The 26,037-nt window shown below is 36.8% G+C and carries 21 protein-coding genes; 4 read left to right on the top strand and 17 right to left on the bottom strand.

All coding sequences use genetic code 11. The features are described 5' to 3' along the window. Positions 1 to 320: 320 nt before the first annotated feature. The 3 genes from feoB to EKL96_RS01865 all read right to left on the bottom strand — a co-directional run bounded on the left by feoB (position 321) and on the right by EKL96_RS01865 (position 3,480). Positions 321 to 2,420 (bottom strand): ferrous iron transport protein B, encoded by a 2,100-nt coding sequence (gene feoB / locus EKL96_RS01875; protein ID WP_126457696.1) that lies wholly within the window; start codon positions 2,418 to 2,420, stop codon positions 321 to 323. Then, the gene (locus tag EKL96_RS01870) at positions 2,420 to 2,659 is read right to left on the bottom strand and encodes a ferrous iron transport protein A (RefSeq protein ID WP_126457695.1); all 240 of its coding nucleotides are present in this window, start codon (positions 2,657 to 2,659) and stop codon (positions 2,420 to 2,422) included. Before EKL96_RS01870 ends, feoB begins: the two co-directional genes overlap by 1 nt. A gap of 155 nt (positions 2,660 to 2,814) precedes the next feature. Beyond that, a complete protein-coding gene (locus tag EKL96_RS01865; RefSeq protein ID WP_126457694.1) occupies positions 2,815 to 3,480 on the bottom strand; it encodes an SCO family protein in 666 nt (221 codons plus the stop codon). A gap of 138 nt (positions 3,481 to 3,618) precedes the next feature. Here EKL96_RS01865 and EKL96_RS01860 point away from each other — a divergent pair, with 138 nt between their 5' ends. After that, positions 3,619 to 5,682, top strand: coding sequence for a M13 family metallopeptidase (locus EKL96_RS01860; protein ID WP_126457693.1), 2,064 nt, complete (start codon positions 3,619 to 3,621; stop codon positions 5,680 to 5,682). Between the two features lie 147 nt (positions 5,683 to 5,829). On the opposite strand, the gene EKL96_RS01855 is transcribed toward EKL96_RS01860, so the two are convergent. The 5 genes from EKL96_RS01855 to EKL96_RS01835 all read right to left on the bottom strand — a co-directional run bounded on the left by EKL96_RS01855 (position 5,830) and on the right by EKL96_RS01835 (position 11,991). Next, positions 5,830 to 6,771 carry a DMT family transporter gene (locus tag EKL96_RS01855; RefSeq protein WP_233579252.1) on the bottom strand — a complete coding sequence of 314 codons (942 nt, stop codon included), beginning with the start codon at positions 6,769 to 6,771 and terminating at the stop codon, positions 5,830 to 5,832. A gap of 1 nt (position 6,772) precedes the next feature. Further along, the gene (locus EKL96_RS01850) at positions 6,773 to 7,576 is read right to left on the bottom strand and encodes an SDR family oxidoreductase (RefSeq protein ID WP_126457692.1); all 804 of its coding nucleotides are present in this window, start codon (positions 7,574 to 7,576) and stop codon (positions 6,773 to 6,775) included. Positions 7,577 to 7,696: 120 nt separating this feature from the next. Beyond that, positions 7,697 to 10,087 (bottom strand): M28 family peptidase, encoded by a 2,391-nt coding sequence (locus EKL96_RS01845; protein WP_317125128.1) that lies wholly within the window; start codon positions 10,085 to 10,087, stop codon positions 7,697 to 7,699. 27 nt (positions 10,088 to 10,114) lie between these two features. Further along, positions 10,115 to 10,465 carry a hypothetical protein gene (locus EKL96_RS01840; protein WP_126457691.1) on the bottom strand — a complete coding sequence of 117 codons (351 nt, stop codon included), beginning with the start codon at positions 10,463 to 10,465 and terminating at the stop codon, positions 10,115 to 10,117. Then, positions 10,462 to 11,991, bottom strand: a complete 1,530-nt coding sequence (locus EKL96_RS01835; RefSeq protein WP_126457690.1) for a bifunctional GNAT family N-acetyltransferase/carbon-nitrogen hydrolase family protein — start codon at positions 11,989 to 11,991, stop codon at positions 10,462 to 10,464. The genes EKL96_RS01840 and EKL96_RS01835 overlap by 4 nt, the downstream gene beginning before the upstream one ends. 178 nt (positions 11,992 to 12,169) lie before the next feature. On the opposite strand from EKL96_RS01835, the gene EKL96_RS01830 reads away from it, so the two are divergent. Further along, positions 12,170 to 12,502 carry a single-stranded DNA-binding protein gene (locus tag EKL96_RS01830; protein ID WP_126452160.1) on the top strand — a complete coding sequence of 111 codons (333 nt, stop codon included), beginning with the start codon at positions 12,170 to 12,172 and terminating at the stop codon, positions 12,500 to 12,502. Positions 12,503 to 12,797: 295 nt separating this feature from the next. Here EKL96_RS01830 and EKL96_RS01825 read toward each other — a convergent pair whose 3' ends face one another. The 5 genes from EKL96_RS01825 to metG all read right to left on the bottom strand — a co-directional run bounded on the left by EKL96_RS01825 (position 12,798) and on the right by metG (position 18,509). After that, positions 12,798 to 13,304: a ferritin gene (locus tag EKL96_RS01825; RefSeq protein ID WP_126457689.1), complete on the bottom strand. Its 507-nt coding sequence runs from the start codon at positions 13,302 to 13,304 to the stop codon at positions 12,798 to 12,800. A gap of 37 nt (positions 13,305 to 13,341) precedes the next feature. Next, a complete protein-coding gene (locus tag EKL96_RS01820) occupies positions 13,342 to 13,971 on the bottom strand; it encodes a chloramphenicol acetyltransferase (protein WP_126457688.1) in 630 nt (209 codons plus the stop codon). Positions 13,972 to 14,136: 165 nt separating this feature from the next. Further along, on the bottom strand, positions 14,137 to 15,393 hold the full coding sequence (locus EKL96_RS01815) for an OmpA family protein (RefSeq protein WP_126457687.1): 1,257 nt from the start codon (positions 15,391 to 15,393) through the stop codon (positions 14,137 to 14,139). 284 nt (positions 15,394 to 15,677) lie between these two features. Beyond that, on the bottom strand, positions 15,678 to 16,370 hold the full coding sequence (locus EKL96_RS01810; RefSeq protein WP_126457686.1) for an HAD family hydrolase: 693 nt from the start codon (positions 16,368 to 16,370) through the stop codon (positions 15,678 to 15,680). Positions 16,371 to 16,448: 78 nt separating this feature from the next. Then, positions 16,449 to 18,509, bottom strand: a complete 2,061-nt coding sequence (gene metG / locus EKL96_RS01805) for a methionine--tRNA ligase (protein WP_126457685.1) — start codon at positions 18,507 to 18,509, stop codon at positions 16,449 to 16,451. Positions 18,510 to 18,894: 385 nt separating this feature from the next. Between metG and EKL96_RS01800 the strand changes: the two genes are divergently transcribed. Then, positions 18,895 to 20,442: an aldehyde dehydrogenase family protein gene (locus tag EKL96_RS01800; RefSeq protein ID WP_126452148.1), complete on the top strand. Its 1,548-nt coding sequence runs from the start codon at positions 18,895 to 18,897 to the stop codon at positions 20,440 to 20,442. Positions 20,443 to 20,737: 295 nt separating this feature from the next. Here EKL96_RS01800 and EKL96_RS01795 read toward each other — a convergent pair whose 3' ends face one another. The 4 genes from EKL96_RS01795 to EKL96_RS01780 all read right to left on the bottom strand — a co-directional run bounded on the left by EKL96_RS01795 (position 20,738) and on the right by EKL96_RS01780 (position 24,795). Then, positions 20,738 to 21,463, bottom strand: coding sequence for a metallophosphoesterase family protein (locus EKL96_RS01795; RefSeq protein WP_126457684.1), 726 nt, complete (start codon positions 21,461 to 21,463; stop codon positions 20,738 to 20,740). Between the two features lie 274 nt (positions 21,464 to 21,737). Beyond that, on the bottom strand, positions 21,738 to 22,877 hold the full coding sequence (locus tag EKL96_RS01790) for an ATP-binding protein (protein ID WP_126457683.1): 1,140 nt from the start codon (positions 22,875 to 22,877) through the stop codon (positions 21,738 to 21,740). Between the two features lie 243 nt (positions 22,878 to 23,120). After that, complete coding sequence (locus EKL96_RS01785) at positions 23,121 to 23,873, bottom strand: SDR family NAD(P)-dependent oxidoreductase (protein ID WP_126457682.1); 753 nt, start codon at positions 23,871 to 23,873, stop codon at positions 23,121 to 23,123. Between the two features lie 49 nt (positions 23,874 to 23,922). Then, complete coding sequence (locus EKL96_RS01780) at positions 23,923 to 24,795, bottom strand: aldo/keto reductase family oxidoreductase (protein WP_126452142.1); 873 nt, start codon at positions 24,793 to 24,795, stop codon at positions 23,923 to 23,925. A 212-nt stretch (positions 24,796 to 25,007) separates the two neighbouring features. Between EKL96_RS01780 and EKL96_RS01775 the strand changes: the two genes are divergently transcribed. Then, a complete protein-coding gene (locus EKL96_RS01775) occupies positions 25,008 to 26,012 on the top strand; it encodes an AAA family ATPase (RefSeq protein WP_126452140.1) in 1,005 nt (334 codons plus the stop codon). Positions 26,013 to 26,037: the final 25 nt, after the last annotated feature.

The raw sequence follows: 26,037 nt of genomic DNA, 5'->3' as shown, positions 1-26,037 counted from the left end.
TTTTTAACTCAACCTCAGTCTTTATTGAAGGTTTGACATTATAATATGTGACAATATATCGTTCCTATTACTTAGTTCTCATAAAGGAATTAAATTTATGAGTCTTAAAAGCATGTATAACCAAGTGCTTTATCCTATTTTGCTTGATCTTCTTAATTTCTTTTGCTGCTAATTCGCAAATTGTTTGTCCAACTTGGAGTTATTTAATAAGTAATCAAATCGCACGGTAAAAGGCTAAGATCTGCATTTTAATTTTTTTAAATTTTAGCTTTTTTCACTCACACTCATACGAGTGATTTTAAAACCATTGTAGTGTGTGATTACTTTAAAATTTGGTATGCAATTAAAGCAACAACATACGCAAATCCGGACATAAAGATCAATTGTCCTGCCGGCCATTTCCAGGAATTGGTTTCTTTTTTAGTAACGGCGAGTGTACTGGCGCATTGCAAAGCAAAAGCATAAAAAAGTAATAGTGATATTCCGGAAGCAAAATTAAAAACCTTTTCTCCGGTAACCGGATTAATCTCGGCAGCCATTTTATTTTTAATAGTGACTTCATTATCGCTACCACCCACACTGTAAATAGTGGCTAATGTTCCCACAAAAACCTCCCTGGCGGCAAAGGAACTGATGATGGCAATTCCTATTTTCCAGTCGTAACCCAGAGGAGAAATAGCAGGTTCAATGGCTTTTCCCATGATTCCGATATAAGAGTTTTCCAGTTTTTGGGAGGCCACTGCATTCTCAAATTCAGCTTCAGGCAACGGATTATTTTTGGTGTTTTCAGTGACAATGGTTTCTGCATCATTGAATTTTTCTCCTGGTCCGTACGAAGCTAAGAACCATAAAACTATAGAAATAGCCAGTATGATTTTTCCGGCACCAAAAACAAAGGCTTTTGTTTTTTCGATCACATTAATACCTACGTTTTTGAAAAGCGGTAATTTATAATTGGGCATTTCTACCACAAAGTATGTTTTTCCTTTTATTTTAAGGATTTTATTCAAAATGTACGCTGAAAAAATAGCCGTTCCAAAACCCAAAAGATACAACAGCATCAAGGTCATTCCTTGCATGTTCAGAAAACCCAAAACACGAGTATCCGGAATTACCAGAGCAATGATTATGGCATAAACAGGTAATCTGGCGGAGCAGGTCGTGAATGGGGTGACCAGGATGGTGATCAATCGTTCTTTCCAGTTTTCAATGTTTCGGGTTGCCATAATTGCCGGAATCGCACAGGCCGTACCGGAAATAAGTGGGACTACACTTTTCCCTGATAATCCAAATTTACGCATAATTTTATCCATCAGGAAAACAACTCGGCTCATGTAACCGCTTTCTTCAAGAATTGAAATAAACATAAATAGGAAAGCAATTTGAGGGATGAAGATCAAAATACCTCCAATTCCAGGAATTATTCCCTGCGAAATTAGATTGGTTAAAACGCCGGCCGGTAATTGCTCGGCAGCAAGAGCGCTTATTGTAGCAAAGGTACCGTCAATGAAATCCATTGGAATTTTAGACCATTCGAAAATAGATTGAAAAATAACAAACAAAATCATGAAGAAAATCACATAACCCCAAATCTTGTGAGTCAGGACGCGATCCAGTTTGCTGCGAAAATCTTTAGCAATTGTCTCATCGACTTTTAATCCTGTTTTCAAGACGTCATTGATGAATTGGTAGCGTTTTATGGTTTCTTTTTGTTGCAAACGCTTTAGATCCGAATGCGATTTAGTAAATGAATTTCGGATTTCATTTCGGTCTAAATTCAGGAAATTGACGTCTTGAGTAATGACCAGCCATAATTTATACAAGAGCTGGTTGGGAAATGTTTTTCTTAAAGTATTAAAATATTCCGGATCAATGCTTGAGGCATTCAAGCAGGGTTCATTCGAAAGGGATTTGTAGTTGACTATCAATTTTTTTAGTTCATCAATTCCAAAACCTTTTCTCGAACTGATCAGCGCAATTTTTGTTTTTAAGTGCGCTTCAAGATACGGAATATCCAGCGTAATTCCTTTGAATTTCATTCTATCGGCCATGTTGATGACTAATATGGTTGGAATTTCAAGGTCTTTTATTTGGGTAAAAAGTAATAAATTTCGTTTTAGATTCTCCACATCCGTAACTACAAGGGCTACATCAGGGTATAATTTATCGTTTTTATTCAGTAATAATTCAATGACAACGTTTTCATCAATCGAACTGGCATTTAGGCTGTAGGTTCCCGGTAAATCCAAGATATTAGCCTTGATGTTATTGGGTAATTTGCAAAAACCCATCTTTTTTTCAACGGTAATTCCAGGGTAATTCCCTACTTGTTGATTCAAACCCGTCAATTGATTAAAAACAGAGGTTTTTCCGGTGTTAGGATTTCCAATTAAAGCAACATTGATATTTTGATTGGTCATTATAAATTGGTTTTTAGTATTTCAACTTCAATCTCACGGGCAGTTTCCAATCGGATAGCAACGTGTGAACCATTGATGTTTAAATATAAAGGATCGCCAAAAGGAGCAATTTGAAGTAATTCTACCAGATTGCCCGGTAAGCAACCCATTTCCAATAATTTTAATGGAACTGTATCAATGTCAAAGTCTTTTATAATGGCCTTTTCGCCTTTTTTGAGAGAATTTATCGTTGTTTGCAAATCTTATTTAGATTGAATTAAGATTGCAAAAATACACATTTTAATACAAATAAAAATGATAAATATCACATTTAAACCTTAATTAAGACAAAAAAAATGCATGGATTGGGATGGGATTTATCAGAAAAGGCGAAGAAATTAAAGGTCAATTAATCTTATTCGGCACTCAAAAAACGAATGTCGTCGATTAATCGTTTCATGTCTTCTTTGTTAGTACCGTCATAAAACCCACGAACTCTTTTTTTAGTATCTACCAATACAAAATTTTCCGTGTGAACCATGTCGTATAATTCGCTTGGTTCTCCCAGTTTAACGGCCAAATACGATTTTCTGGCCATCTCATAAATTTCTTTTTTATCGCCGGTGACTAAATTCCATTTTGAGGCATCTACCTTATATTTTTTGGCGTAAGCCTTCAAAACCGGAACGCTGTCCGTCTCTGGAAAAACAGTATGCGACAATAACTTCACCTTGGGATCATTGGCAAAAACTTTCTGGATATCCGATAAATTGGTGCTCATTTTTGGACAAATGGAGCCGCAAGTGGTAAAGAAAAAATCAGCCACATATATTTTTCCTTCATAGTCTTTTTGGGTGATGGTTTTTCCGTTTTGGTTGACAAACGAAAAATCAGCAATGGTATGGTATTTACTTTTATACTGAATCGTACTGTCTACTAATTCCGGATTTACATCAGAAGGATTAAAAATAGGAAGTGTTTTTTTTGGCTTTAAGGCCGAATAAAATAAGGATAAAACGACTGCAGAAAAAACCAGGAAGACGCCTAAAAAGATTCGGTATTTTTTTAAAATTCGTAACATAATGTTATTTTAATACAAAAATACGAAAACGAAATTTGTTTTTAATTCAAATTAACACAATCTTATTGGGATAAAATTTAACAAGAAGTTAAAAGTTTTATTGATAGCTTTGTAAAACTAACTAAATATATATTAAAAATGAAAAAGAACATCAATAAGCAGTTGCTTTTTGTGATTCCTGCAATCATGGGTTTTACGGTAAGTCAAGCCCAGAACACAGCCGTGGCGAAAGAGCCAGGAATCAATGTGAACCACATGGACAAGAATGTACAACCCAACAATGATTTTTTTCGCTATGTGAATGGAACATGGTTGGATAATACAGAAATTCCAGCTGATAGAACCCGTTGGGGAAGTTTTGATGAATTGCGTCAAAAAACAGATGCCGATGCTTTGGCAATCTTGAAGGAAGCCACTAAGAATCCGAGTTATAAATCAAATACTGATCAAGGGAAAGCCGTTAATTTATACCAGTCGATATTAGATACCATAGGAAGAAATAAGCTTGGGATAGCGCCTTTAAGGCCGTATTTGACAAAAATAAACGCAGTTAAAAATGCGAAAGACCTAGAGGCATTATTAATTGAAATGGAGCCAATTGGCGGTATTGGATTTGTGGGAGCCAGTGTAGGCACTGATGCAAAGAACAGCAATAGAAATGTAATTAATGTAGGATTGGGTAGCGTAGGTTTGCCAGACAGAGATTATTATGTTTCTGAAGATGCCGACTCTAAAGAAAAACGAGCTAAATACGTGCTTCACGTTGCTAAAATGTTACAGTACCTTGGTGATACTCCGGTAGTTGCTAAAGCGAATGCCGAAAAAATCCTGGCACTTGAAATCGCCATGTCTAAACCAAGATTGGATAGAGTAGAAAGAAGAGACCGTCGTAAATCATACAACCCAATGACGGTTAAAGATTTACAAAAACTGACGCCTTCAATCAACTGGGATAATTATTTCACAAAAATAGGATTGCCTAAAGTGGATTCCTTGATAGTGTCGCAGCCTAAATATATGACTGCTTTAGAAACAATTTTCAAAGAAAATAAAGTAGAAGACTGGAAAGCATACATGCGTTGGACTTTATTAAACAGAGCATCAAGTCAATTGTCAACTACTATTGAAGACGCAAACTGGGAGTTTTACGGAAAAACCCTGACGGGCGCTGTAAGTCAAAGACCACGTGACGAAAGAGCACTTCAAACCATCAACGGAACGGTTGGAGAAGCGTTAGGAAAATTATATGTAGAGAAAATGTTTCCGGCTGAAGCCAAAGCCAAAGCGGAAAAAATGATCAAAAATATATTTCTTGCTTTCGAAAACCGAATCAATAATTTGCCTTGGATGTCTACAGAAACTAAGGTAAGTGCACTTGCTAAACTGCATAAATCAAGAATAAAAATTGGATATCCAGACAAATGGAAAGATTATTCAGCCTTGACCATTAAAAGTCCAAAAGAAGGCGGAACGTATTTTGATAATGTTAAAAACTTGGCAAAATGGCGTTTTGAAGAAAACATAGCTGAATTGAACAAGCCAGTCGATAAAGAAAAATGGGGCATGTCTCCACAAACGGTGAACGCCTATTTCAACCCATCAAATAATGAAATTGTATTTCCAGCAGCTATTTTGCAACCGCCTTTTTATAATTATCAAGCAGATGAAGCCGTAAATTATGGTGGAATTGGAGCCGTTATCGGGCATGAAATTTCACATGGGTTTGATGATTCGGGATCGCGTTACAATGCTGACGGAAACTTAGTAGATTGGTGGACCGCTGAAGATTTGAAACAATTCTCTGCTTTAACAGGAGCGCTTGCAGCTCAATACAGCGCTTTGCAACCTATTCCAGGAACTTTTGTAGATGGTAAATTCACGCTTGGTGAAAACATTGGAGATTTAGGAGGCGTAAATGCCGCTTATGATGGTTTGCAATTGTACCTGAAAGCAAACGGAAACCCGGGATTAATCGATGGATATACTCCGGAACAACGGTTCTTTATTTCCTGGTCAACGATCTGGCGTTCCAAAATGCGTGATGAAGCCTTGAAAAACCAAGTGAAAACAGATCCGCATTCTCCAGGAATGTACCGTGCGTATGTGCCTTTGCAAAATATTGATACGTTTTATCAAGCCTTTGATATTAAAGAAAATGATGGAATGTACATTGCTCCAGAAAAGAGAGTAAAAATCTGGTAGAAATTATTCACGAGAGTATGATCCTGATGTGATTTCTCCTTAGTCGAATGACACAGATACGTAGCTTCAGTCCAGAAAAAAATACAGGTATAAAAATTATCTTGTAGTATGAAAAAGTCCCATTTGCCTGAGCAAATGGGACTTTTTTTATTCTGTTTTGATACTGTTTTTTCGGGTTCTTCTCAGCGAATAATTCACCAGATACAAGCCAAATAAGGTGACGCCACCTCCTACGGCTATGGCAGTATTGAGGGTTTCCCCAAAGATTATTGCGCCTAAAATCACGGCAATAATTGGGTTGATATAGGAATACACACTACTGATCTCCGCAGGAAGATTTTGAAGAGCATAAATAAAGGCAATGAAAGTAAGTATGGAACCAAAAACAACTAAATAAGCGATAGACCACCAGGAAGCAGCAGGAATTTCACTTAATTTGACGGAAATTCCAGTTGCGCCAGTGTAGGCGAAAACTAAAATACTAGAAATAAACATTTGCAGTCCCAAACTAAAATACGGATTAAAAGTGGCTGCTTTTTTCTTCGTGTACAAGGTGCCAAAAGCCCAAGTTAAAGTAGAAATTATGGAAATGATTATTCCAAATCTGAAACTAGGAATCAAAAAATCACTCAGGTGGTCGTAAAAAATCACACAAACCCCACTGAAACTGATAATCAAACCCACAACTGATACTCTGGATAATCGTTCGCCTCTAAAAAAAGTAATGATCACAATCCATAAAGGGACGCAAGCACCAATAATTGCGCCTAGACCACTACTGATATACTTGACGCCCCAAGTGCTTAATCCGTTGCTTAAAACAAAATTAAGAATGCTTAGAATGATGATCGTTTTCCATTGTTTTCCCTTTGGCCAAGGCGCCTTTTTAAATAAAAAATAGGAAATATACAGGAATCCTCCTAAAAATTGTCTGATGGCGACAAGTTGTAAGGCGGGCATGTGTTTCACGCCCTCTTTAGAAGCAATCCAGGTAGTTCCCCAAAAAAAACTGACCCAACACAAAGCCAAAATTGGCAGTCCAATAGTGTCTATTTTGGACGAAACGGCATTCTTAATTTTAGTTCTCACATTACAAATTTGGTTTCGTAAAAGTATACTTTAAAACCGTTTCTATGCGAGCACTCAAAATTATTTTTCCAGTTGAATTTTCTTCAGAATTAAATTTTGGCAAAGCTAAATCCAGATCCTTCGCTTTTTGGGTGTAGTACTGTTCTCGAGAAGGATGAAATGGAGCCACTGCATTGAAGGTTTCATTCCATGAATCCGTTTCAATAATTTTTTCAATGATTCCAATACAATCGTCTTGATGAATTAAGTTAATGGTTGCATTAGGGTTGTCAAGATTTTCTCTGCCGGCCAAGAATTTTACAGGATGGCGGTCCTGGCCAATTAATCCGCCAAAACGCAATACCGTCGTTTTAAAATGACTGTTGTTTTGCAAAAGCTGTTCTGTTTCCAGTAATTGTTTGCCGCTTTCCGTATCCGGTTTTGGGATAGTTTCTTCAGTAACAAAAATAGCTTCATCATTATAAACAGATGTCGAACTGATGAAAAGTACGTTTTCAATAGAAGATTTTTCGATAGATGGAATCATATTTCTAATCTTGGCAACAAAGTTTTCTTGCGCTAAACCACGAAGTTTTGGTGGGACATCAATGATTAAAATTTTAGAATTTTCCAGAAAATCAGAAAGGTTTCCTTTGGTTTTATTTTCTGAAAGCGCAATTAAGAAAGGAGCGATTCCGGCATTTTTCAATACGTCTAATTTCGCTGTAGAAGTCGTCGAGCCCTTCACGGAAAATCCTTTTGAAAGGAAGGCTTTCGCCAAAGGCAAACCCAGCCATCCGCAACCCAGAACACTAATTTTTGTCATTTTCGTTTTTTGTAATCAATCGTAATTTTCAAATTTATATGCGGTTACAATTGGTGGCCGTGCATTCTCATAAATTTAAATTTATTCAAGGTCATAAAATGTGACCTTAAAGAAATTCCATCATAATTTTTTCAAACTGTCTTTCACTACTGCTAAACTATCTTTTACAACAGGATTTGTTACAGTAGTATTCAAAGTATTCACAACAACCGGACTCGCTTTTATTTTTTGCCTAATGACAACCGCATCGTTCAAAACAAAAGGGGTTGGCATCATCCAGTTTTCTCTTTTCGTGATTTCAAATAAAGGATTTGAAAGTAGGTCAAAAGAACTTTCTAACAGTTCCATGTTGAACGCAGTTGCAGCATTAAAACTAAACTGCAATTCTAAAGGGGCGTTTCCTACCACATAATAACTCAATATCTTCTTTCCTTTTCGCTGGTAAATTGAATTTTTCCGACCTAGTGTAGTCACGCCATTCGCTTTTAAATTATGAAGTATCATTTTTTCATTGGCAAAAATGTCATAGCGATTAACGTTTCTGTTCGGGGAAATTTTTATTTTGACATGTCTTTGATTTCCTATAATTCGGTCTTCCAGAAATGCGATAGTTGGTTTCGGAATCGCTTTTTTAGGAGCTTTGGCAGCATAGGTAAAACCAGAATTGTATTTGCTAAACAACGGAATTTCGTTCAAATTGGTTGCCTTTTTCGGGTTTACACCCAAATAGCCTGTGGTCCAGGAATCGAGATTGGTGTCATACGTGGCCCAATTGGCTTGATCTGTGTCAGCATTATAGAGGTATAATAAACTATTTGACTTCGCTTTTCCGGGTTTGTATCCCGACTCTAAATGCGCTTTCGCAAAAAAGCCAATGGAAAGCAAAAGCAGGAGTATAGACCAGATTCCCTTTTTGGCGAAAGCCCCAAAAATAGGCAGCAATAATCCGAATAGCAATACGGTAAGAAGGGCACTTCCAAACAATACCTTTAGTCCCAAACCGATAGGAAACATTTGGATAAAAGGAGCTATAATGATCAAAGCAGGAATGCTAAAAATAAGATTTAATGTTTCGCTTGATTTTTGAGTCACAATGAAAACCCCAAAAAGGAATAGACCAAAGTACACCGGAATAATCAAGAATCCAGCTCCCGGTAACATAAAAGCTATGATGGCATTAATCACAATCCAAATAAATAATGGCGCTACATAATGATTGATGTTGACTTTACGACATGAAAATAAATGATAAAAGACCATGCTTATTGCTAAAGCCAGCAGTACGAAAGCAGCTATGTAAGCATGTCCGTTATAGGTAAATCCGTTCAGCAAATCCGTGTATTGAGGATAGACGAGCAGCAATCCTTTCCATCCAAAAAAGGTAATTATTCCCGTTGCCGTCAGGGAACCAAACAGCGGAATGAATCCTTTTACAATTTCTCGGGCTGATATAAGGCGTTTGGCTCTTCCTATAAATAATAGCGAAAGAAACAACGCTAAAGCGAGTAGAACCATAGGCAAAACCCAACTGAAAGGATAGCTTATAAAAGTGTATGGAATGGTAAAATAGACATACTCTTCACTGGATTGCACCGCATTTAAATCCGTATTGGAAAAATAATTTAACAACGGCATTAAATATGAACCCTGATGAGCCAGCGTATTTTTGTTTAAATGCTGGATGTCATCCTGAGCGGTATGGTAGTTAAAATGGTCGTCAATAAATGCAAAGTTATAGCCCTGAATATCGCCTTGTTCCCTAAAAACGGTCAAATCAGTGTCGTTGGGTAACATTTTATAAATACTGTACATCAAGGAATTAGATACTGGAAAAGTCGCTTTTGCAGCAGCAAACTCTTTTACTAATCCTGCATTTCCATTGTTAGTTTCCATCAGCATGTAGCTGGGGCCGGAAGAACCACGGGCTTCAAAGTTGAGTACCAGTCCCACTTGTTTTGCCCATTGATGTTGGGTTACAAAAAGTGCAGCACCATTAAGTCCTAACTCTTCTGCATCCGAAAACAGAATAATAATATCGTTTTTATGCGGGGTTTTATTGTATAAAAAAGCCCGAACACTTTCCAGAATTGTAGCTACACCGGAACCCGCATCACTAGCTCCAGGCGAGTAGGAATGGGGTGCGCTGTCATAGTGTGAAAGCAACAACAAGGCTTTGGAACTATTAGAACCTTTGATACGAGCCAAGATGTTTTTTGATTGTACAAGATTTCCCCAGTCACTTAGCGTATAGCCGGTTTGAACAGAAGTCTGCAGTCCTAACTTTTTTAGCTCTTTCAGGAGGTAATTTGCGACCACATCATGATTGTCGGAGCCTACATAATGAGGTTTTTTTGAAATGGATTTGATGTGATTCAAAGCCCTTTGGGTCGAAAACTCAGTAAGGGACCCTTGATCATTGGAAGTCCATTGCGGCATCATCGTAAAGTAGATTAACGCTAGGGTTACTGAAATAAACAAACCGGCAAAAATGGAGAAATAATCTTTTTTCATGGTAAGTAAGTGGATTTGGATGCGGTGTTAAATGTCTTTTTTGACTAGCATGTAACACTCATTGTCTAAAACTAAATACCCCTGATCGTACAGGAAATAGTAAGTATTTCCTGTTTTGGTTCGCAGAATATTAGTAAAAAATTCAAAATCAAAACCTTTGCTTAATAATTTTGCGCGGGTGGTTTTTGATTTTCCATCGGGATTAAGTTCAATTAGAATGCGGTAATTTTTACGCAACTTATTGTTGATGTTGCGCATAAAATTAGTGCTGTCTTTGTTCATTTTATTGTTGTAGGCGTTGCGACATCCGTCACTGCAAAACTTTTTATCTTCACGGCCTACAATTTTCTCTTCACATTCTAAGCAGGTTTTTGTCATGGATTTGTTTTTTTGATATCGTATAAATCAGTTCTACGGTCTTTTAGAATGCGTACGCTACCGTGCTCGTGAAGCTCTTTCAGTAAATCTAAATCTACGTCTACAATGAGTGTCATCTCGGTATTTGGGGTTGCTTCGGCTTTGATTCCATTACTTGGAAAAGCAAAATCAGAAGGTGTAAATACTGCTGATTGCGCATATTGAATATCCATGTTGTTTACCTTTGGAAGATTTCCTACACATCCTGCTATGGCTACATAACATTCGTTTTCAATCGCTCTGGCTTGTGCGCAATGTTTGACTCTGGTATAGGCGTTTTGAGTATCTGTTAAGAACGGTACAAATAAAATATTCATGCCTTCATCTGCCATTAATCTAGAGAGTTCCGGAAATTCAACATCATAACAAATCATGATGCCTATTTTACCACAATCGGTATCAAAGGTCTTAATTTGTGATCCTCCGGTCATCCCCCAGTGCTGTACTTCGTTTGGAGTAACATGAATTTTGGCATACATTTCTGAAGTTCCGTCTCTCTTGCATAAAAAACCCACATTGTAAAGCGTGCCGTTTTCTAAATGAGGCATACTTCCTGTAATAATGTTGATGTTGTACGAAATGGCTAGCTCCTGAAAGCGTTTGCGAACAGGCTCTGAATGTTTGGCTAATTCCCGTATGGCTTCTGCCTCGGACAAATGATTGTAATCCGCCATCAACGGAGCGGTAAAGAGTTCTGGAAATAGTGCAAAATCACTGCCATACCCGGAAACGACATCAACAAAAAATTCACATTGTTCAAATAAAGCTTCCAGATTGTTGAGTTGGCGCATCTGCCACTGAACGAGTCCCAGGCGGATGACACTTTTCTTGAGGTTTATTAATTTAGGGCTTTCGTCGTAATAAATATTATTCCATTCTAGTAAAACGGCAAATTCTTTAGAATCGGTATCGCCTTCCAGATAGTTTTTCATGACCCGGATTACGTGAAAATCATTGCTCAGCTGAAAAGAAAGCACAGGGTCGTGTAGCTCTTTTCTTTTTACTTTTTCGATATAATTTTTAGGAGTGAGGGTTTTGGCGTGTTGCCCATAATTTGGAATCCTGCCGGCAAAAACAATTGCTTTCAAATTCAATTGTTCACATAGTTCTTTACGGGCGTCATACAAACGTCTTCCCAAGCGGAGTCCTCTGTAGCTTGGATGAATAAACACATCTATTCCATACAAGACATCCCCTTGTGGATTGTGGGTCGAAAAGGTATATTTTCCTGTTATATCAGAATAATTATGGTTTTTGTCTACTAAGCTTTCATCCACAATTAGCGATAATGCAGAGCCTACAACTTTGCCGTCTACTAAGATTACGAGTTGGCCTTCCGGAAAAATGCTCAATAATTTTTCAATATGATGTTCTCTCCAATAGGAACCTACCATTTCCGGATACGATTCTACCATTGATTTTTTGAGCTCTTTATAGTCTTCAATCGCTAGATTTCGTAACTCTACTTTGTTTATTTTGGCTTGCATGAAATAATGATTTTATCAAATATAGCTAAAATTTACCAATTACAAACGGTTACAAATAGTTACAACCGAAAGTAAATAGTTAACAACCGAATGCTTTTTAGCTATGATCGCATCTTTGCCCTGTTGATTTGAAAGACCAATTCAACAAACATACACTAACATTTAAATAGTATACGCCATGAGCACATTAAGAAACAAAGTACAGTTAATTGGACATGTAGGAAATGATCCGGAAATCAAATCATTTGACGGAGGAAAAAAACTAGCTAATTTTTCCTTAGCTACAAATGAAAGCTACAAAAACGACAAAGGAGAAAAAGTAGAAGAAACCCAATGGCACAAACTCGTTGCTTGGGGAAAAACGGCTGAAATCATAGAGAAATATGTTACCAAAGGAAAAGAAATTGCCATTGAAGGAAAATTAACCCATAGAAGTTATGACGATAAAAATGGAGAAAAACGTTACATCACTGAAGTTGTCGTTGATGATGTTTTGCTTTTAGGGAAATAGGTTTTTCAAGACTAAGCAATAAAATAATGCCCTCTGTATCAGAGGGCATTTATGTTTTGAATCAGGATACTTTTTTTAATAAATCAAACAACGGACACCGCTTACAGCGATTGTCTTCCCCTTTTTTGAATTTTTTGCAACATTTAGATTTGCAGTTTTCTGCAATCTTAATGGTTTTAAGGATTTCTTTTTGATTTTTTTTCTTTTCCTTTTTTTTCTTTTCCAATTTTTATAAAGAATTAAAAACTAAGGCAAATGTATATTATTTTTATCTGTTCTAAATAAATTTTAACATTTAAATAGCAGGTTTGACAAGCGCCACTTGTTGTAAGTCTCTGTCAAATAAGTATAAACCGCCTTTGTCATCTCCTATTAAGTTGATTTTGTCCAAAATAGATTTTGCGGTCGCTTCTTCCTCAATTTGCTCGGCAACATACCATTGCAGAAAGTTATGTGTGGCATAATCTTTTTCAGAGAAAGTGATGTGTACCAACTCATTTATCGAATCCGAAACAAAAATTTCATGTTTATAAAGTTCCTCAAACATATCTTTGAAGGTTTCATAAGTAGTTTTTGGGGCTTTTAAGTCCGTTATTTTTGCATGGCTACCACGTTCATTTACATACTTGATTAATTTGAGCATGTGCAGGCGCTCTTCGTCAGATTGGGCAAACATGAATTGAGCAATTCCTTCCAGTCCGCTCACTTCAGCCCAACACGCCATAGAAAGGTAGGTTTGCGAGGATTCTGCTTCAATGCGAATCTGTTTGTTTAGGGCAATTTCAATATTTTTAGATAGCATAATTTTAGTTTTTAGTAAAGTTAAAAAAAATAAGTCACTACTGATTCATCAATTCCTGAAAACAATCCACAAATTGTCCCAGATGAAAACCGTCCATTAATCCATGATGTACATGAACAGACATGGGCATGGTTCTTTTGCCACTAGGGGAGACTTTCATTTTGCCAAAAGATATTTTTGGACAGCTGTCCGGAAAGGAAAAACTTCTAGCATGGGATAAAGAGGAAAAATCCAGCCACGGAATTGCTGAAAAATGGATCACGTTATCCTCCTCAAAGGTTCGGGTAAAAAGTCCTGTTGTGGTTTGAATGCGGGCAATCTCTGTAGCGGAGGTCGTTTTGAAAACTGCAAAATCAGCATTGTATTCGATTAAAGAAAATCCGAAAGTGCCGTCCTCCCGACCAATTGTAGCTGAAGCATTAATTTGGTCACAAATATATATTTGGTCCTCTGAAACTCGATACTTAAAAGATTCAATGGTATTTACCGCTACTAATGTTTGGTGTAAATAATAATTAAAAAAAGAAGAATTTAGTGCTTTTGCAGCTGCATAAGCTTTCGTACAATCAATTTTGACTGTGGCTCCAAAAAAAGGTTCTTCAAATTGTCTAAAAAAATGAAAATGTTCTTTTCTGGGCCAATTTTCTATATCTAAAAGGGTTCTCAAAATGAAGGGATTTTATTTAAAGTTCAAAAGTACAGCTATTCTTTGTGAATAGTTAGGAGTTAGTTGATTCTCTATTCTAAAATGGAACAGTTAGATAAGGTGTAGTTCTAAAAAAAGCCCTAAAGAAATTTTCCTTTAGGGCTTTTTTATAAGTAAGTATGAAGCTTATTTTACGGAGAACGTAACTCTTCTAACTAATTTTCTTGCATTTACTGAATTTTTATCTACAGAGGTATCTTCACCGTTTGCAACAACATTCAATCTTGATGCATCAATGTTAGCTTTTACCAATGTAGTTTTAACATGGTTAGCTCTTGCTGTAGATAATTTATCATTGTAAGCAGATCCTCCTAATTCATCAGCATGGCCAATAATGTCTACTGAAGCAGAAGGATTGTCTCTCAAGTATGTTAAAATAAAACTAGTAGCTTCTGTAGATACGTCAGTTGGTCTTGATTGATCAAAGTTAAAATAAACAGCAACATAACCACCATTAATTAAACTTTTGATTAGTTCGTTATCATATACAACGTTACTATCGGGGGTTTTGCTAGCATAATTCTCTAGGACGTAAGCTTCTGTAGCATCAGGAACATTGTTGTTATTTTTATCAATTGATCTTCCTTTTGTGTCAACCAAAGCTCCTGCAGGGGTATTTTCTTCTTGATCTAAATAATTAGCTACGCCATCTCCATCCGTATCCAGCATTTTATTTTCGATAGCCATAAATCTTGTATCAATTGCATCAAATTTACCTTCGTGATCGATAACCCAGTCCGCATGTTTTTCGTTTTTACCTAAGTAAACTGTTAAACCTACTGTACCATTAAAAAGAATTCCTGAGAAACCTCTGGCATCACGAGTACTTGCACCATCAAAAGCGGCATCTTGCGCAGCATTAAGAATAGTTGTGAAATCTCCCGTTAGAGCAATTCTGTTTGATAGTTTAATTTGACCTGTAACACCGGCCATAAAGTTACCCATTCTGTCTTTCAACGCCGAATTTTGGTCTTCTAATTGTGCTAAACCAAAACCTGCATGACCCAATAAACCAAGAGTGTTTGTCCATGTTTCAAAATTCATGATTCTTCCTAAATTAGCGACGGCTTGAATATCTGCTCTGTAATATTTAGTGTCAAAATCAATTGAATTGTTTTTGCCTTGGAAGCTGTTGTATCCAATGTCAGCCTTTAAACCAAATTTGTTGTTGAACATATATCGAACTCCAAGATCAGCAACAAAAGGACTAGGTGTAGAGGTGAAATAACCAGCAGTCATTGGTCTTTGTGTTTTATTAACACCACCTGCTAATTCAACAGACCATTTGTTGTAATCGTTTTCAGTATTTTTCTGAGGTTCTGTTTGAGCGCTTAAAGTTGTAATCGCTGAAGCAAAAACTAACGTAAGTATGATTTTTTTCATCATATAAAAATTTAAAGTTTTTACAAACCTACAGTACAAAAATGGAGGATAGCCGGTAAAGAGTAAATTATATAAGGATTCGTTCCAATTGTAATAAACAATGTACTAAAACGGGCATTTTTTGAATGTTTTAAAGCGTTTTTGATAGCTCAAAATAGGTATTTATATGCTGAATTTGTGTCTTTTTTACTTAAAAAAGAGGTTTAAAGGGGCTAAATTTAAGACAGAACAGATCTGACAAATGCACTCGCATACTCTAATTTTAGCCAATTGGATTGGTGGATTTATCGTAATTCCAATCGTTTTAAAACGTCTGTTATTTTTTTGAAAGCAATGAAATTTTCGTGTTCTATTTTATGGTCAATTTTTTCATGTGCCCAAGTGGTATGAAACGGAATGTGAACGGCATGTCCGCCAATGGCTAAAACCGGAAGTATATCTGATTTTAAGGAATTGCCAATCATAAAAAATTCCGAAGGTTGTATTTCCAATCGTTTGATGAGATCAGAATAATCTTTTTCCTGTTTGTCTGACATCACTTCTATATGGTGAAAATAATGTCCCAAACCAGAATTGTGCAATTTTCGGCGTTGGTCTAATAAATCGCCTTTGGTAGCTACAACCAATTTGTATTTTCCGTTCAATGCGTCTAAAGTTTCTTGAACACCATCCAATAAAACGATAGGTTTCTCCAGCAATTCTTTTCCATATTGAATAATTTTTTCGATTATTTCAATAGGAATGGTATTATTCGAAATATTCATCGCGGCTTCAATCATCGAAAGAATATAGCCTTTGATTCCGTAGCCGTATAATTTCAGATTGTCAATTTCGACCTTGAAAAGTTCTTTAGAAATTCCCTGATGCGATAAATAATCTTCCATCAAACCGCAGAATTTTTTCTCCGTTTCATCAAAATAGGTTTCGTTGATCCATAAGGTATCATCGGCATCGAAGGCAATTACTTTTAAGCTCATATTTTTTATTTACCGCGAATTCGCTAATTAATATATTTAAGATTACATATTAATTAGCAAATTTGCGGTTGTTTTTTCTTAATTTATAGTCTCTCCATTGGCAATGCCATCGGTATCCGGATTTACAAAAACCAGTTTCCCTTCGGCATTAGTGGTCATCAATATCATGCCCTGACTTTCTACGCCACGAAGGTTTCTTGGAGCCAAATTCACTAAAACAGTAACTTTTTTTCCTATTATATCTTCGGGCTTAAAACTCTCCGCAATTCCTGAAACAATGGTGCGCACGTCAATTCCAGTATCTATTTTCAAAATCAAAAGCTTGTTCGCTTTCGGCATTTTTTCGGCTTCCAGAATTGTTCCTGTACGGATATCCATTTTGGTAAAATCCTCAAATTGAATTGTTTCTTTCTGTGGTTCGGCTACTTTATTCTCTGCTTTGTTAGCCGTTTTAGTCGCCTCTAATTTGTCAATTTGTTTCTGTATTTCCTCGTCTTCAATTTTGGCAAACAATAATTCCGCTTCTCCAATTTGGTGACCAGCTGGAATCAAATCAGAGTTTTGAGCAACAGTATTCCAATTCAAAGGACTTTTTATTTTTAGAATTCTTGATAATTTTGTAGCTGTAAACGGCAAGAAGGGTTCGCAAAGTGAACTCAACGCAGCCGCAATTTGCAACGCAACGTACATTTGTGTCTGCACGCGCTCCGGATTGTCTTTGATTACTTTCCAGGGTTCTTCGTCGGCTAAATATTTATTTCCTAAACGAGCCACATTCATCAACTCGCTCAATGCTTCCCGGAATCTGTAACGCTCCAGAGAACTTGAAATCACCGCTGGATACGCTTTCAATTCCGTCAAAGTAGCTTCGTCCACTTCCGAAAGTTCATTTGGAGTAGGTACAATTCCGTTGTAATATTTATTGGTTAAAACTACCACGCGATTAATGAAATTTCCGTAAATCGCCACCAATTCATTATTGTTTCTCGCCTGAAAATCTTTCCAGGTAAAATCATTGTCTTTTGTTTCCGGTGCATTTGAGGTCAACGCATAACGCAACACGTCTTGCTGATTCGGGAATTCTTCCAAATATTCGTGCAGCCAAACCGCCCAGTTTTTTGAAGTCGATAATTTATTTCCTTCCAAATTTAAGAACTCATTTGCAGGCACATTGTCCGGCAAAATATAACTTCCTTCGGCTTTCAACATCGCCGGAAAAATAATGCAATGGAAAACAATATTGTCTTTCCCTATGAAGTGAACCAGTTTTGTATCCTGATCTTTCCAGTACGGTTCCCAATCTTTTCCTTCGCGCAAAGCCCATTCTTTTGTAGAAGAAATGTAGCCAATAGGCGCATCAAACCACACGTATAATTTTTTTCCTTCGGCACCTTCAACAGGAACGTCAATTCCCCAGTCCAAGTCACGAGTTACTGCACGAGGCTCTAAACCACCGTCAATCCATGATTTTACTTGTCCGTAAACATTCGGTTTCCAGTCGTTTTTATGTCCAACAAGAATCCATTCTTTCAGGAAATCTTCATAACGATCCAAAGGCAAAAACCAGTGTTTCGTTGCTTTCATAATTGGCGTTTCGCCTGTAATGGTCGATTTTGGATTAATCAAATCCGTAGCATTCAACGTAGAGCCACATTTTTCGCATTGATCGCCGTAGGCTTCTTCGTTGCCACATTTTGGACACGTTCCCACCACAAACCGGTCTGCCAAAAATTGATCCGCTTTTGCATCATACAATTGCTCGGTCACTTCCTCAATAAAATCACCTTTATCATACAGCTTTCTAAAAAATTCCGAAGCGGTATCATGATGGATTTTAGCCGAAGTTCTGGAATAATTATCAAATGAAATTCCAAAATCAGAGAATGATTTACGTATAATTCCGTCATATTTATCGATTACTTCCTGTGGTGTAATACCTTCTTTTTTTGCTTTCATCGAAATCGCCACGCCGTGCTCGTCACTTCCGCAAACAAACAAAACGTCTCTTCCCTGCAATCTTAAATATCTGGAATATATGTCCGAAGGTACGTAGACACCCGCCAAATGGCCAATGTGAATTGGGCCGTTCGTATAAGGCAATGCCGCTGTAATTGTATATCTTTTTGGATTCTGTATCATGATTCTATTTTATTGAGCACAAAAATAAGCAATCCAATTTTTATTTGGAGCTATTTCCCACTATCCCTTGCAAATATATTCACGGAACGTCGCAGGAAATAAAAGTTAAGATAAGTAATTGTTCTGTTTTTAAGATAAAATAGAATAGATTTACAACTATAGGGGATTAAAACTATAGTGTGTATCCGATTTTATTTTGCCTACCGATAACAAGGAACCTCAAAAGAAGATCATTTGGATAGAATTCTGAGATCTATAAAAGGGTTTGTTTTATAAAAAACAGATTTTGGATCCAAAGAACAAAATAAAAGTAGCAATGTTTAGTATTTGACGTTAAATCAATATATTTGTAAATAATATAACAATTTTTAATAAAAAAGTTACAATGATAACAATAGCAGATCAATTCGGAATCAAAGACGCCCTAAAGCAATTAGGGATTGAGGAGGTAAATGAAGGAACATCAACAGGAGCAGCTAATTTTGCCAATGGAAAAATCATCGAAAGTTATTCACCAGCAGATGGGACTTTAATTGGAAAAGTAAAAACGTCTTCTAAGGAAGACTATGAAAAAGCAATGCAAAAAGCTTCGGAAGCATTTTTAGAATGGCGTATGGTTCCAGCTCCTAAAAGAGGGGATATCGTTCGCCAGATGGGAGATGAATTAAGAAAATTCAAAGAGCCTTTAGGAAAACTAGTTTCTTATGAAATGGGAAAAAGTCTTCAAGAAGGATATGGCGAAGTACAGGAAATGATTGATATCTGTGATTTTGCGGTGGGATTATCCCGTCAATTGTACGGATTAACCATGCACTCTGAAAGACCTTTGCACCGGATGTATGAGCAATACCATCCAATAGGAACGGTTGGAATCATTTCAGCGTTTAACTTTCCGGTAGCAGTTTGGAGTTGGAACGCTATGATTGCTTGGGTTTGCGGTGATGTTGCCATCTGGAAGCCAAGTTCAAAAGTACCTTTATGTGGAATTGCTTGTCAGAACATCATTAAAACAGTGTTAAAAAGAAATAACGTTCCTGAAGGCGTTAGTTGTTTAGTAACAGGAAATGAATCCGGAGACTTAATCAATAATGATAAGAGAATTTCGCTGGTTTCTTTTACAGGTTCAACTAGAATAGGTCGTCACGTATCAAAAACTGTTGCCGAACGTTTTGGAAATACTATCCTTGAATTAGGAGGGAACAATGCTATTATCGTTTCGGAACACGCGGATATCAGTATGGTATTAGTCGGAGCGGTTTTTGGAGCGGTAGGAACAGCAGGACAGCGTTGTACCTCAACCAGACGTTTAATCATTCACGAAAGTGTATATGACAAAACCATCAGCGTGTTGAAAAATGCGTATGGTCAATTGCAAATAGGAAATCCATTGGATGAGAATAATCACGTAGGACCGCTGATCGATAAAGGTGCTGTTCAGGAATATTTGAATGCGATTGAAAGCGCTAAAAAAGAAGGTGGAAAAATTATTGTTGAAGGTGGTTTGGTTGAAGGCGAAGGATATGAAAGTGGTTGTTATGTAAGACCATGTATCATTGAAGCTGAAAACCATTTTAACATTGTGCAAACAGAAACTTTTGCTCCTATTTTATATGTAATGAAATACAGCACGATTGAAGAAGCGATTGCGTTGCAAAACGGAGTTCCACAAGGACTTTCTTCTTCTATTTTTACAAACAGCATGAGAGAAATGGAATTGTTCCTTTCTCAATCGGGTTCTGATTGTGGAATTGCCAACGTAAATATTGGTACTTCAGGAGCTGAAATTGGTGGTGCTTTTGGAGGGGAAAAAGAAACTGGCGGCGGACGTGAATCGGGTTCTGATGCATGGAAAGCCTACATGAGAAGACAAACTAATACTATCAATTACGGAACCCAATTGCCATTGGCACAAGGAATAAAATTTGATTTGTAACCCTAAAATAGAATTAACTAAAAAAGGCAATTTGAATATTTCAAATTGCCTTTTTTAGTATTACAAATTCCTTGTAAACTTATTAAAAAACACGCACAATAATCTTTGTGATGTAATCTAACCCGTCATACACATCGAAAAAAACAAACCCTTTTCTACAGCAATAATAAAATCCAAAGTGCCCAGACAAATATATTTGACTTAGACGATTTTTTTTTGTTTTTTAAAGCTTGTGCAAGTGTTAATGTGGCAGTAATAGATCACTTTTAAACACAGGTTTAAAAAAATAGGACATCTAATTTCTTCCTTTTTCGTCAAAATACAATTGGTTCAAAGGTTCACTTTGCCAAAACTCCTTGGTGTCAACATCCATAATAGTCAATGGTCCTTTGAAGGCTGCTCCGGTATCCACATTCCAAACATTTGCCTTTTGAACGGGAGTCGTTTCACCTATTCGGGTGACAGGCGTGTGACCAATATAGATTTCATTATATAAAGTAAAGCGTTTTGGGTAAAACGCATGGTCGGTTTTCATTGTCGTGTCTAATGCCAAGGCCGTTTCCCATAAGGTTCTGTCCCAATAGAAAAGCCCGGGAAAATATTCAAAGTCAACACCATTCATATTCGTAAAACCGGCATGGACAAAAAGCCGTTGTTGCTCGTCCAGATGAAAATTTTCTAATGATTTCAGGAATTCAATGTGTTTTTTCTTGGTTTCTAAGCCAACCGTTTCGTAGGCTAAAACAGTTGCTTCTCCACCATGTTTGTGCCAAAGCAGATTGTCTTTGCTTTCGCCGAGCCATTCCAGCAATAAATCATCATGGTTTCCGCGGATGCAAATGCAGTTTTGTTTGGTTTTTAAATCAATGATAAAATCAAGTACCTGAGGAGATTGACTCCAGCCATCGACGTAATCTCCCAGAAAAATCAGGGTGTCGTTTTTAGTAACGTTGGCTCTTTCCATAATTTGGTGTAATGCTCGCAAACCACCGTGGATATCGCCTATAACAAGTGTTCTCATGTACGGGTTGTTCATTTATTAGTCTAAAAACAGCAAGAAATACGAGCTGTCTTTCAAGGTATAAAATTAAGTAAAAGAGTGGTGAAGTACTACTTTTTAACTTATTTTTTTAACTAAAGTTAAAGGAGCTCTTTTTTAAAAATTCTGATTTTTATAGCAAATAACAGGGCTAAATTCCTCAAATCTCATTTTAAAGTAAAACTTGAAATATCACTGCTTTACGGGCTTATTTTACTTTTCAGGACATTTTAAAAATAAATAAATCAACAAAAAATTACTGCACATCATATTTCATCTTTCTCAAAATTCGCAACGCTTCCTTGAACGATAAATACACGTGGTTGAAAGGTTTCAACAGTACTTTGGCATCTATTAGCTTTTGTTTGGCTTCTTCAAAACCGTTGAGGTAGCAAATCATAAATGTTGAGGGTAAATTCTCTAAATCTTTTTCTTCTCGTTTGCTTAATGAAAGTCCTTTTTGGAGTTTGTTCAGCAAAGTAATATTGGCATTATAAATATGGAACAGCATTTTCTTGTTGAATTCCGGTGGTTGAAAAAGCATCTCTCTCTCAATTTTATAATAGCCATTGTCGTGAAAATGAATCGTTTGTTTTTCTAAAGGATAATAACTCGTTTTATCATTCAGACCCAAAGGAACATACTCAATAATGGTAAAAGTATCTTCGTCAAAAGTGATTTCGACCACATCCTGAGCCGAATAAAACAGCTTGATTTGTTCGTTGATCAATTCAATATCCACGCGGGATAAATACGTTTTATCACGGGATTTTTTTGCAATTCCTGCCCAGCAAATCACAAATAACTCCTTGAATACTTTATACTTTGGCGACATGTCTTTGTGGCGTAAATTCATAAAATCAATCACGCCATCAAGTGTGTATTCAATGCTGTTTCGGGAGTTGTTTTCAATGCCAATTACGGTTTCCGTATTCTGATAATTCTTTTCAATTTCGCCTTCAACCGGTGTCGTGTTGCTGCCTCTTCGGATAAAAATACTGTTGGCAGGAATCGTGTGAATTCCTTTTTTGAAATAGGAGGTGTTGCTTTTTGGCTTGATTGTTACCAGTCCGATAACCTTGTCCTTTGGTAGATTTGGAAAAGGTATATTTTCATATTGAATTTTGGGTGGATTCTCCAGATAGGCATTCACTAAATTCTGAATCCGACTGTCATCAAAAAAATCATCCCCCACAATAGTATTGTCTTGGTCTTCAACCCCCACTACAATATAGGAGTTATTCATAGGGTTTGAATTGGACAGCGCGCAAATGTGTTTGAGAAACTTGGCTTTTCCTTCCCGTGTATGCAAATTTAACTGGCGCTTTTTGTCATAAAAACTACTTTCATCATTGTGAGCAAGCAGGTTTTTAATAAGAATGCGTTTGTTGATCATTGGTACTGTTTATTATGTATTTTTTTTTCAGTGTTGTAAAGACATATTTGTTGATCCTATTTTGATCCTTTTCTATCAGAATATTTTAATAAACTACCGCTAATTCGCAGATTTTAAAATTAATTAGAAAATCTGCGAATTAGCGGTTGCATTTTTACCTGTTGCATTTTTTGTTTATTCCCTTTTATAAATATAATGATAACTCGATGTATTGTAGTGTTTTATAATAAATAATGGGGATAATCAATTCCTTTTTAAAATAGTAGCAGCGGCTTGTGCGGTTGGCAACACCATCAAATCGGCAATATTTACATGGTACGGTCTGGAAACTACAAAGTGAATAATGTCAGCAATGTCTTCAGGATGTAATGGCTCAAAACCTTTGTATACATTGGCGGCTCTGTCTGTATCGCCTTTGAAACGCACTTCACTGAATTCTGTTTCCACGGCACCGGGATGAATGGCTCCCACCCGGATTCCATAAGGATTCAAGTCCATTCGCATAGCTTGGTTTAAGGCATCAACAGCATGTTTGGAAGCACAATAGACGTTTCCGTTTGGATATACTTCTTTTCCGGCTATGGACCCAATGTTGATAATATGACCTGATTTTCGTTCGATCATTTGTGGGATTATGGCTTTTGAGACATACAAAAGTCCTTTTACATTGATGTCAATCATGGCATCCCAGTCGTCTAAATCTCCTTTTTGAATGGGGTCTAAACCATGTGCATTTCCGGCATTATTAATCAAAACATCAATTGTAGCAAAGACTTCCGGAATAGAATTGATGCTTTCGAAAACCGCTTTTTTATCTCGAACGTCAAAAGACAACGTATGCACTTTGGTAAATGCTGAAAGCTCCTTTTTGAGTTCAGTCAATCGGTCCTCACGGCGTCCGCAAAGAATAATCTGATAGTTATTTTTAGCTAATATTTGTGCTGTTGCTTTACCAATTCCGCTGGTGGCTCCGGTCACTAAGGCTGTTTTAGTCATGAAATTTTTTTCTTTTTTGATTCTAAAGTTGTTGAGTTGAATAGGGATTCTAGGCTACATTTGTTCCCATACTTGCTGCCCAAATAGCAAACCAATCTTCTTTGTCTAATTCTAATTCAACGGCTTTCATCAAGGATTGGATTCGGGCTACATTTACCGTTCCGGCAATAGGAATTACTTGAGCAGGGTGTTTTAAAATCCAGGACAGCAAAATCGAGTCGGAGCCTAAATGGTATTTTGAAACTAAGGTCGCCAATAATTTTTTTAAGCGATGGGTTTGCGGAATATCTTTTCTGAAAACAGATCCAAGTGGATTCCAAGACATAGGCCGAATGTTATTGGCCTGCATATAATCAAAACTTCCATCCACCATAGGTTCGAAATTAGTGGCCGAAAATTGGACTTGATTGTACAAGACTTCTGTTTTTTGACCAATTAATTCGGTTTGTGTAGAAGTGAAATTAGAAACTCCAAAATCGATGATCTTCCCTTCTGATTTTAGCTTCAAAACGGCTTCGGCAATTTCATCCGGCTGCATCAAAGGACTGGGTCTGTGTAGTAAAAGCACGTCTAAATAATCGGTATGCAGGTTTTTTAAGGAGTTTTCAACGGACCAGATGATGTACTCTTTTGAATATTCATAATGTTTGATCGTATTGTTCCGGTTTTCGGTCACCATTTGGATTCCGCATTTGGATATCAATTGCATTTTTTCCCGGTCAATACTGCTGGCTGCAAATGCTTTTCCAAAATCAGACTCGGTGGTGTAATCCCCGTAGATATCAGCATGGTCAAAAGTGGTGATTTTATTTTCTAAACACACATTAATCATGTTTTCCATTTCTTTGGTATTGAGATTTTTATCCCAAATCCCCCAGTTCATGACGCCTGCTACAATGGGTGATAATTTAGTTTTATTCATGTTTTTTATTTTTTATTAAAATGCGTAAATCTTCAAATTCGAAATATATTTTCCAAAGTTCTTAAAAATATAAAAATTGTATCATAATTCGGCCTTAAAATTAAGTCTTTTGTCGAAGTTTTAACCATTTTTTAACATCTTACTTCTAAAAAAAAATTCAATTTGCACCTTCAAAACGACGGCATTAAATTCAAGGTTTTAAAAATAATAAAATGGAAGAAAATACAGCGGCTTTAGACATCAGAGCAATCAATGAAAAAATTGAAAGAGAGAGTGCTTTTATAGACCTTCTCACAATGGAAATGAACAAGGTTATTGTAGGTCAAAAGCACATGGTGGAGCGTTTGTTGATTGGACTTTTGGGTCAGGGTCATATTTTATTAGAAGGAGTTCCCGGATTAGCAAAAACATTAGCGATCAATACGCTTTCACAAGCCGTACATGGTTCTTTCAGCAGAATACAATTTACGCCGGATTTATTGCCTGCGGATGTTGTGGGAACAATGATTTACAATATTAAACAAAATGAGTTTTCGATAAAAAAAGGACCAATTTTTGCTAATTTCGTCCTTGCGGATGAGATAAATCGTGCACCTGCCAAAGTACAATCCGCCTTACTGGAAGCCATGCAGGAAAAGCAAGTAACTATTGGAGACACTACTTTCAAACTAGACCGTCCATTCTTGGTTTTGGCTACTCAAAATCCTATTGAACAAGAAGGAACGTACCAATTGCCTGAAGCCCAGGTGGATCGTTTTATGTTGAAAACGGTTATTGATTACCCAAAAATGGAAGACGAACGTTTGATTGTTCGCCAGAACCTGAAAGGGAGTTATGAAAAAGTTAATCCAGTAGTTTCAGTAGAGCAAATCTTGCGCGCACAGGAAGCCGTTCGGGAAGTATACATGGATGAAAAAATAGAGAAATACATTCTGGATATCGTTTTTGCCACACGGTACCCGGAGAAATACAAATTGGCTGATTTGAAACCGTTAATCAGTTTTGGAGCATCTCCTCGAGGAAGCATCAATTTAGCAAATGCTGCAAAATGTTACGCTTTTATCAAACGTCGCGGTTATGTAATTCCAGAAGATGTTCGGGCGGTAGTGCATGATGTATTGCGTCACAGAATTGGTGTTACCTACGAAGCAGAAGCCGAAAACATTACTTCGGTTGATATTATTAACAAAATTGTAAACGAAATAGAAGTACCATAAAAGTGAATAGTAAAAAGTGAATAGT

It is taken from the genome of Flavobacterium sp. LS1R10 (genome assembly GCF_003968825.1).
GTDB lineage: Bacteria > Bacteroidota > Bacteroidia > Flavobacteriales > Flavobacteriaceae > Flavobacterium.
Note: the sequence above shows the minus strand (reverse complement) of the source record. Positions and strands in the feature narration are given on the sequence as shown.

Coding starts and splice junctions, on each gene's coding strand:
- feoB (WP_126457696.1), bottom strand. CDS start 2,420: ATGACCAATCAAAATATCAATGTTGCTTTAATTGGAAATCCTAACACC.
- EKL96_RS01865 (WP_126457694.1), bottom strand. CDS start 3,480: ATGTTACGAATTTTAAAAAAATACCGAATCTTTTTAGGCGTCTTCCTG.
- EKL96_RS01860 (WP_126457693.1), top strand. CDS start 3,619: ATGAAAAAGAACATCAATAAGCAGTTGCTTTTTGTGATTCCTGCAATC.
- EKL96_RS01850 (WP_126457692.1), bottom strand. CDS start 7,576: ATGACAAAAATTAGTGTTCTGGGTTGCGGATGGCTGGGTTTGCCTTTG.
- EKL96_RS01845 (WP_317125128.1), bottom strand. CDS start 10,087: ATGAAAAAAGATTATTTCTCCATTTTTGCCGGTTTGTTTATTTCAGTA.
- EKL96_RS01840 (WP_126457691.1), bottom strand. CDS start 10,465: ATGACAAAAACCTGCTTAGAATGTGAAGAGAAAATTGTAGGCCGTGAA.
- EKL96_RS01835 (WP_126457690.1), bottom strand. CDS start 11,991: ATGCAAGCCAAAATAAACAAAGTAGAGTTACGAAATCTAGCGATTGAA.
- EKL96_RS01830 (WP_126452160.1), top strand. CDS start 12,170: ATGAGCACATTAAGAAACAAAGTACAGTTAATTGGACATGTAGGAAAT.
- EKL96_RS01825 (WP_126457689.1), bottom strand. CDS start 13,304: ATGCTATCTAAAAATATTGAAATTGCCCTAAACAAACAGATTCGCATT.
- EKL96_RS01815 (WP_126457687.1), bottom strand. CDS start 15,393: ATGAAAAAAATCATACTTACGTTAGTTTTTGCTTCAGCGATTACAACT.
- EKL96_RS01810 (WP_126457686.1), bottom strand. CDS start 16,370: ATGAGCTTAAAAGTAATTGCCTTCGATGCCGATGATACCTTATGGATC.
- metG (WP_126457685.1), bottom strand. CDS start 18,509: ATGATACAGAATCCAAAAAGATATACAATTACAGCGGCATTGCCTTAT.
- EKL96_RS01800 (WP_126452148.1), top strand. CDS start 18,895: ATGATAACAATAGCAGATCAATTCGGAATCAAAGACGCCCTAAAGCAA.
- EKL96_RS01795 (WP_126457684.1), bottom strand. CDS start 21,463: ATGAGAACACTTGTTATAGGCGATATCCACGGTGGTTTGCGAGCATTA.
- EKL96_RS01790 (WP_126457683.1), bottom strand. CDS start 22,877: ATGATCAACAAACGCATTCTTATTAAAAACCTGCTTGCTCACAATGAT.
- EKL96_RS01785 (WP_126457682.1), bottom strand. CDS start 23,873: ATGACTAAAACAGCCTTAGTGACCGGAGCCACCAGCGGAATTGGTAAA.
- EKL96_RS01780 (WP_126452142.1), bottom strand. CDS start 24,795: ATGAATAAAACTAAATTATCACCCATTGTAGCAGGCGTCATGAACTGG.
- EKL96_RS01775 (WP_126452140.1), top strand. CDS start 25,008: ATGGAAGAAAATACAGCGGCTTTAGACATCAGAGCAATCAATGAAAAA.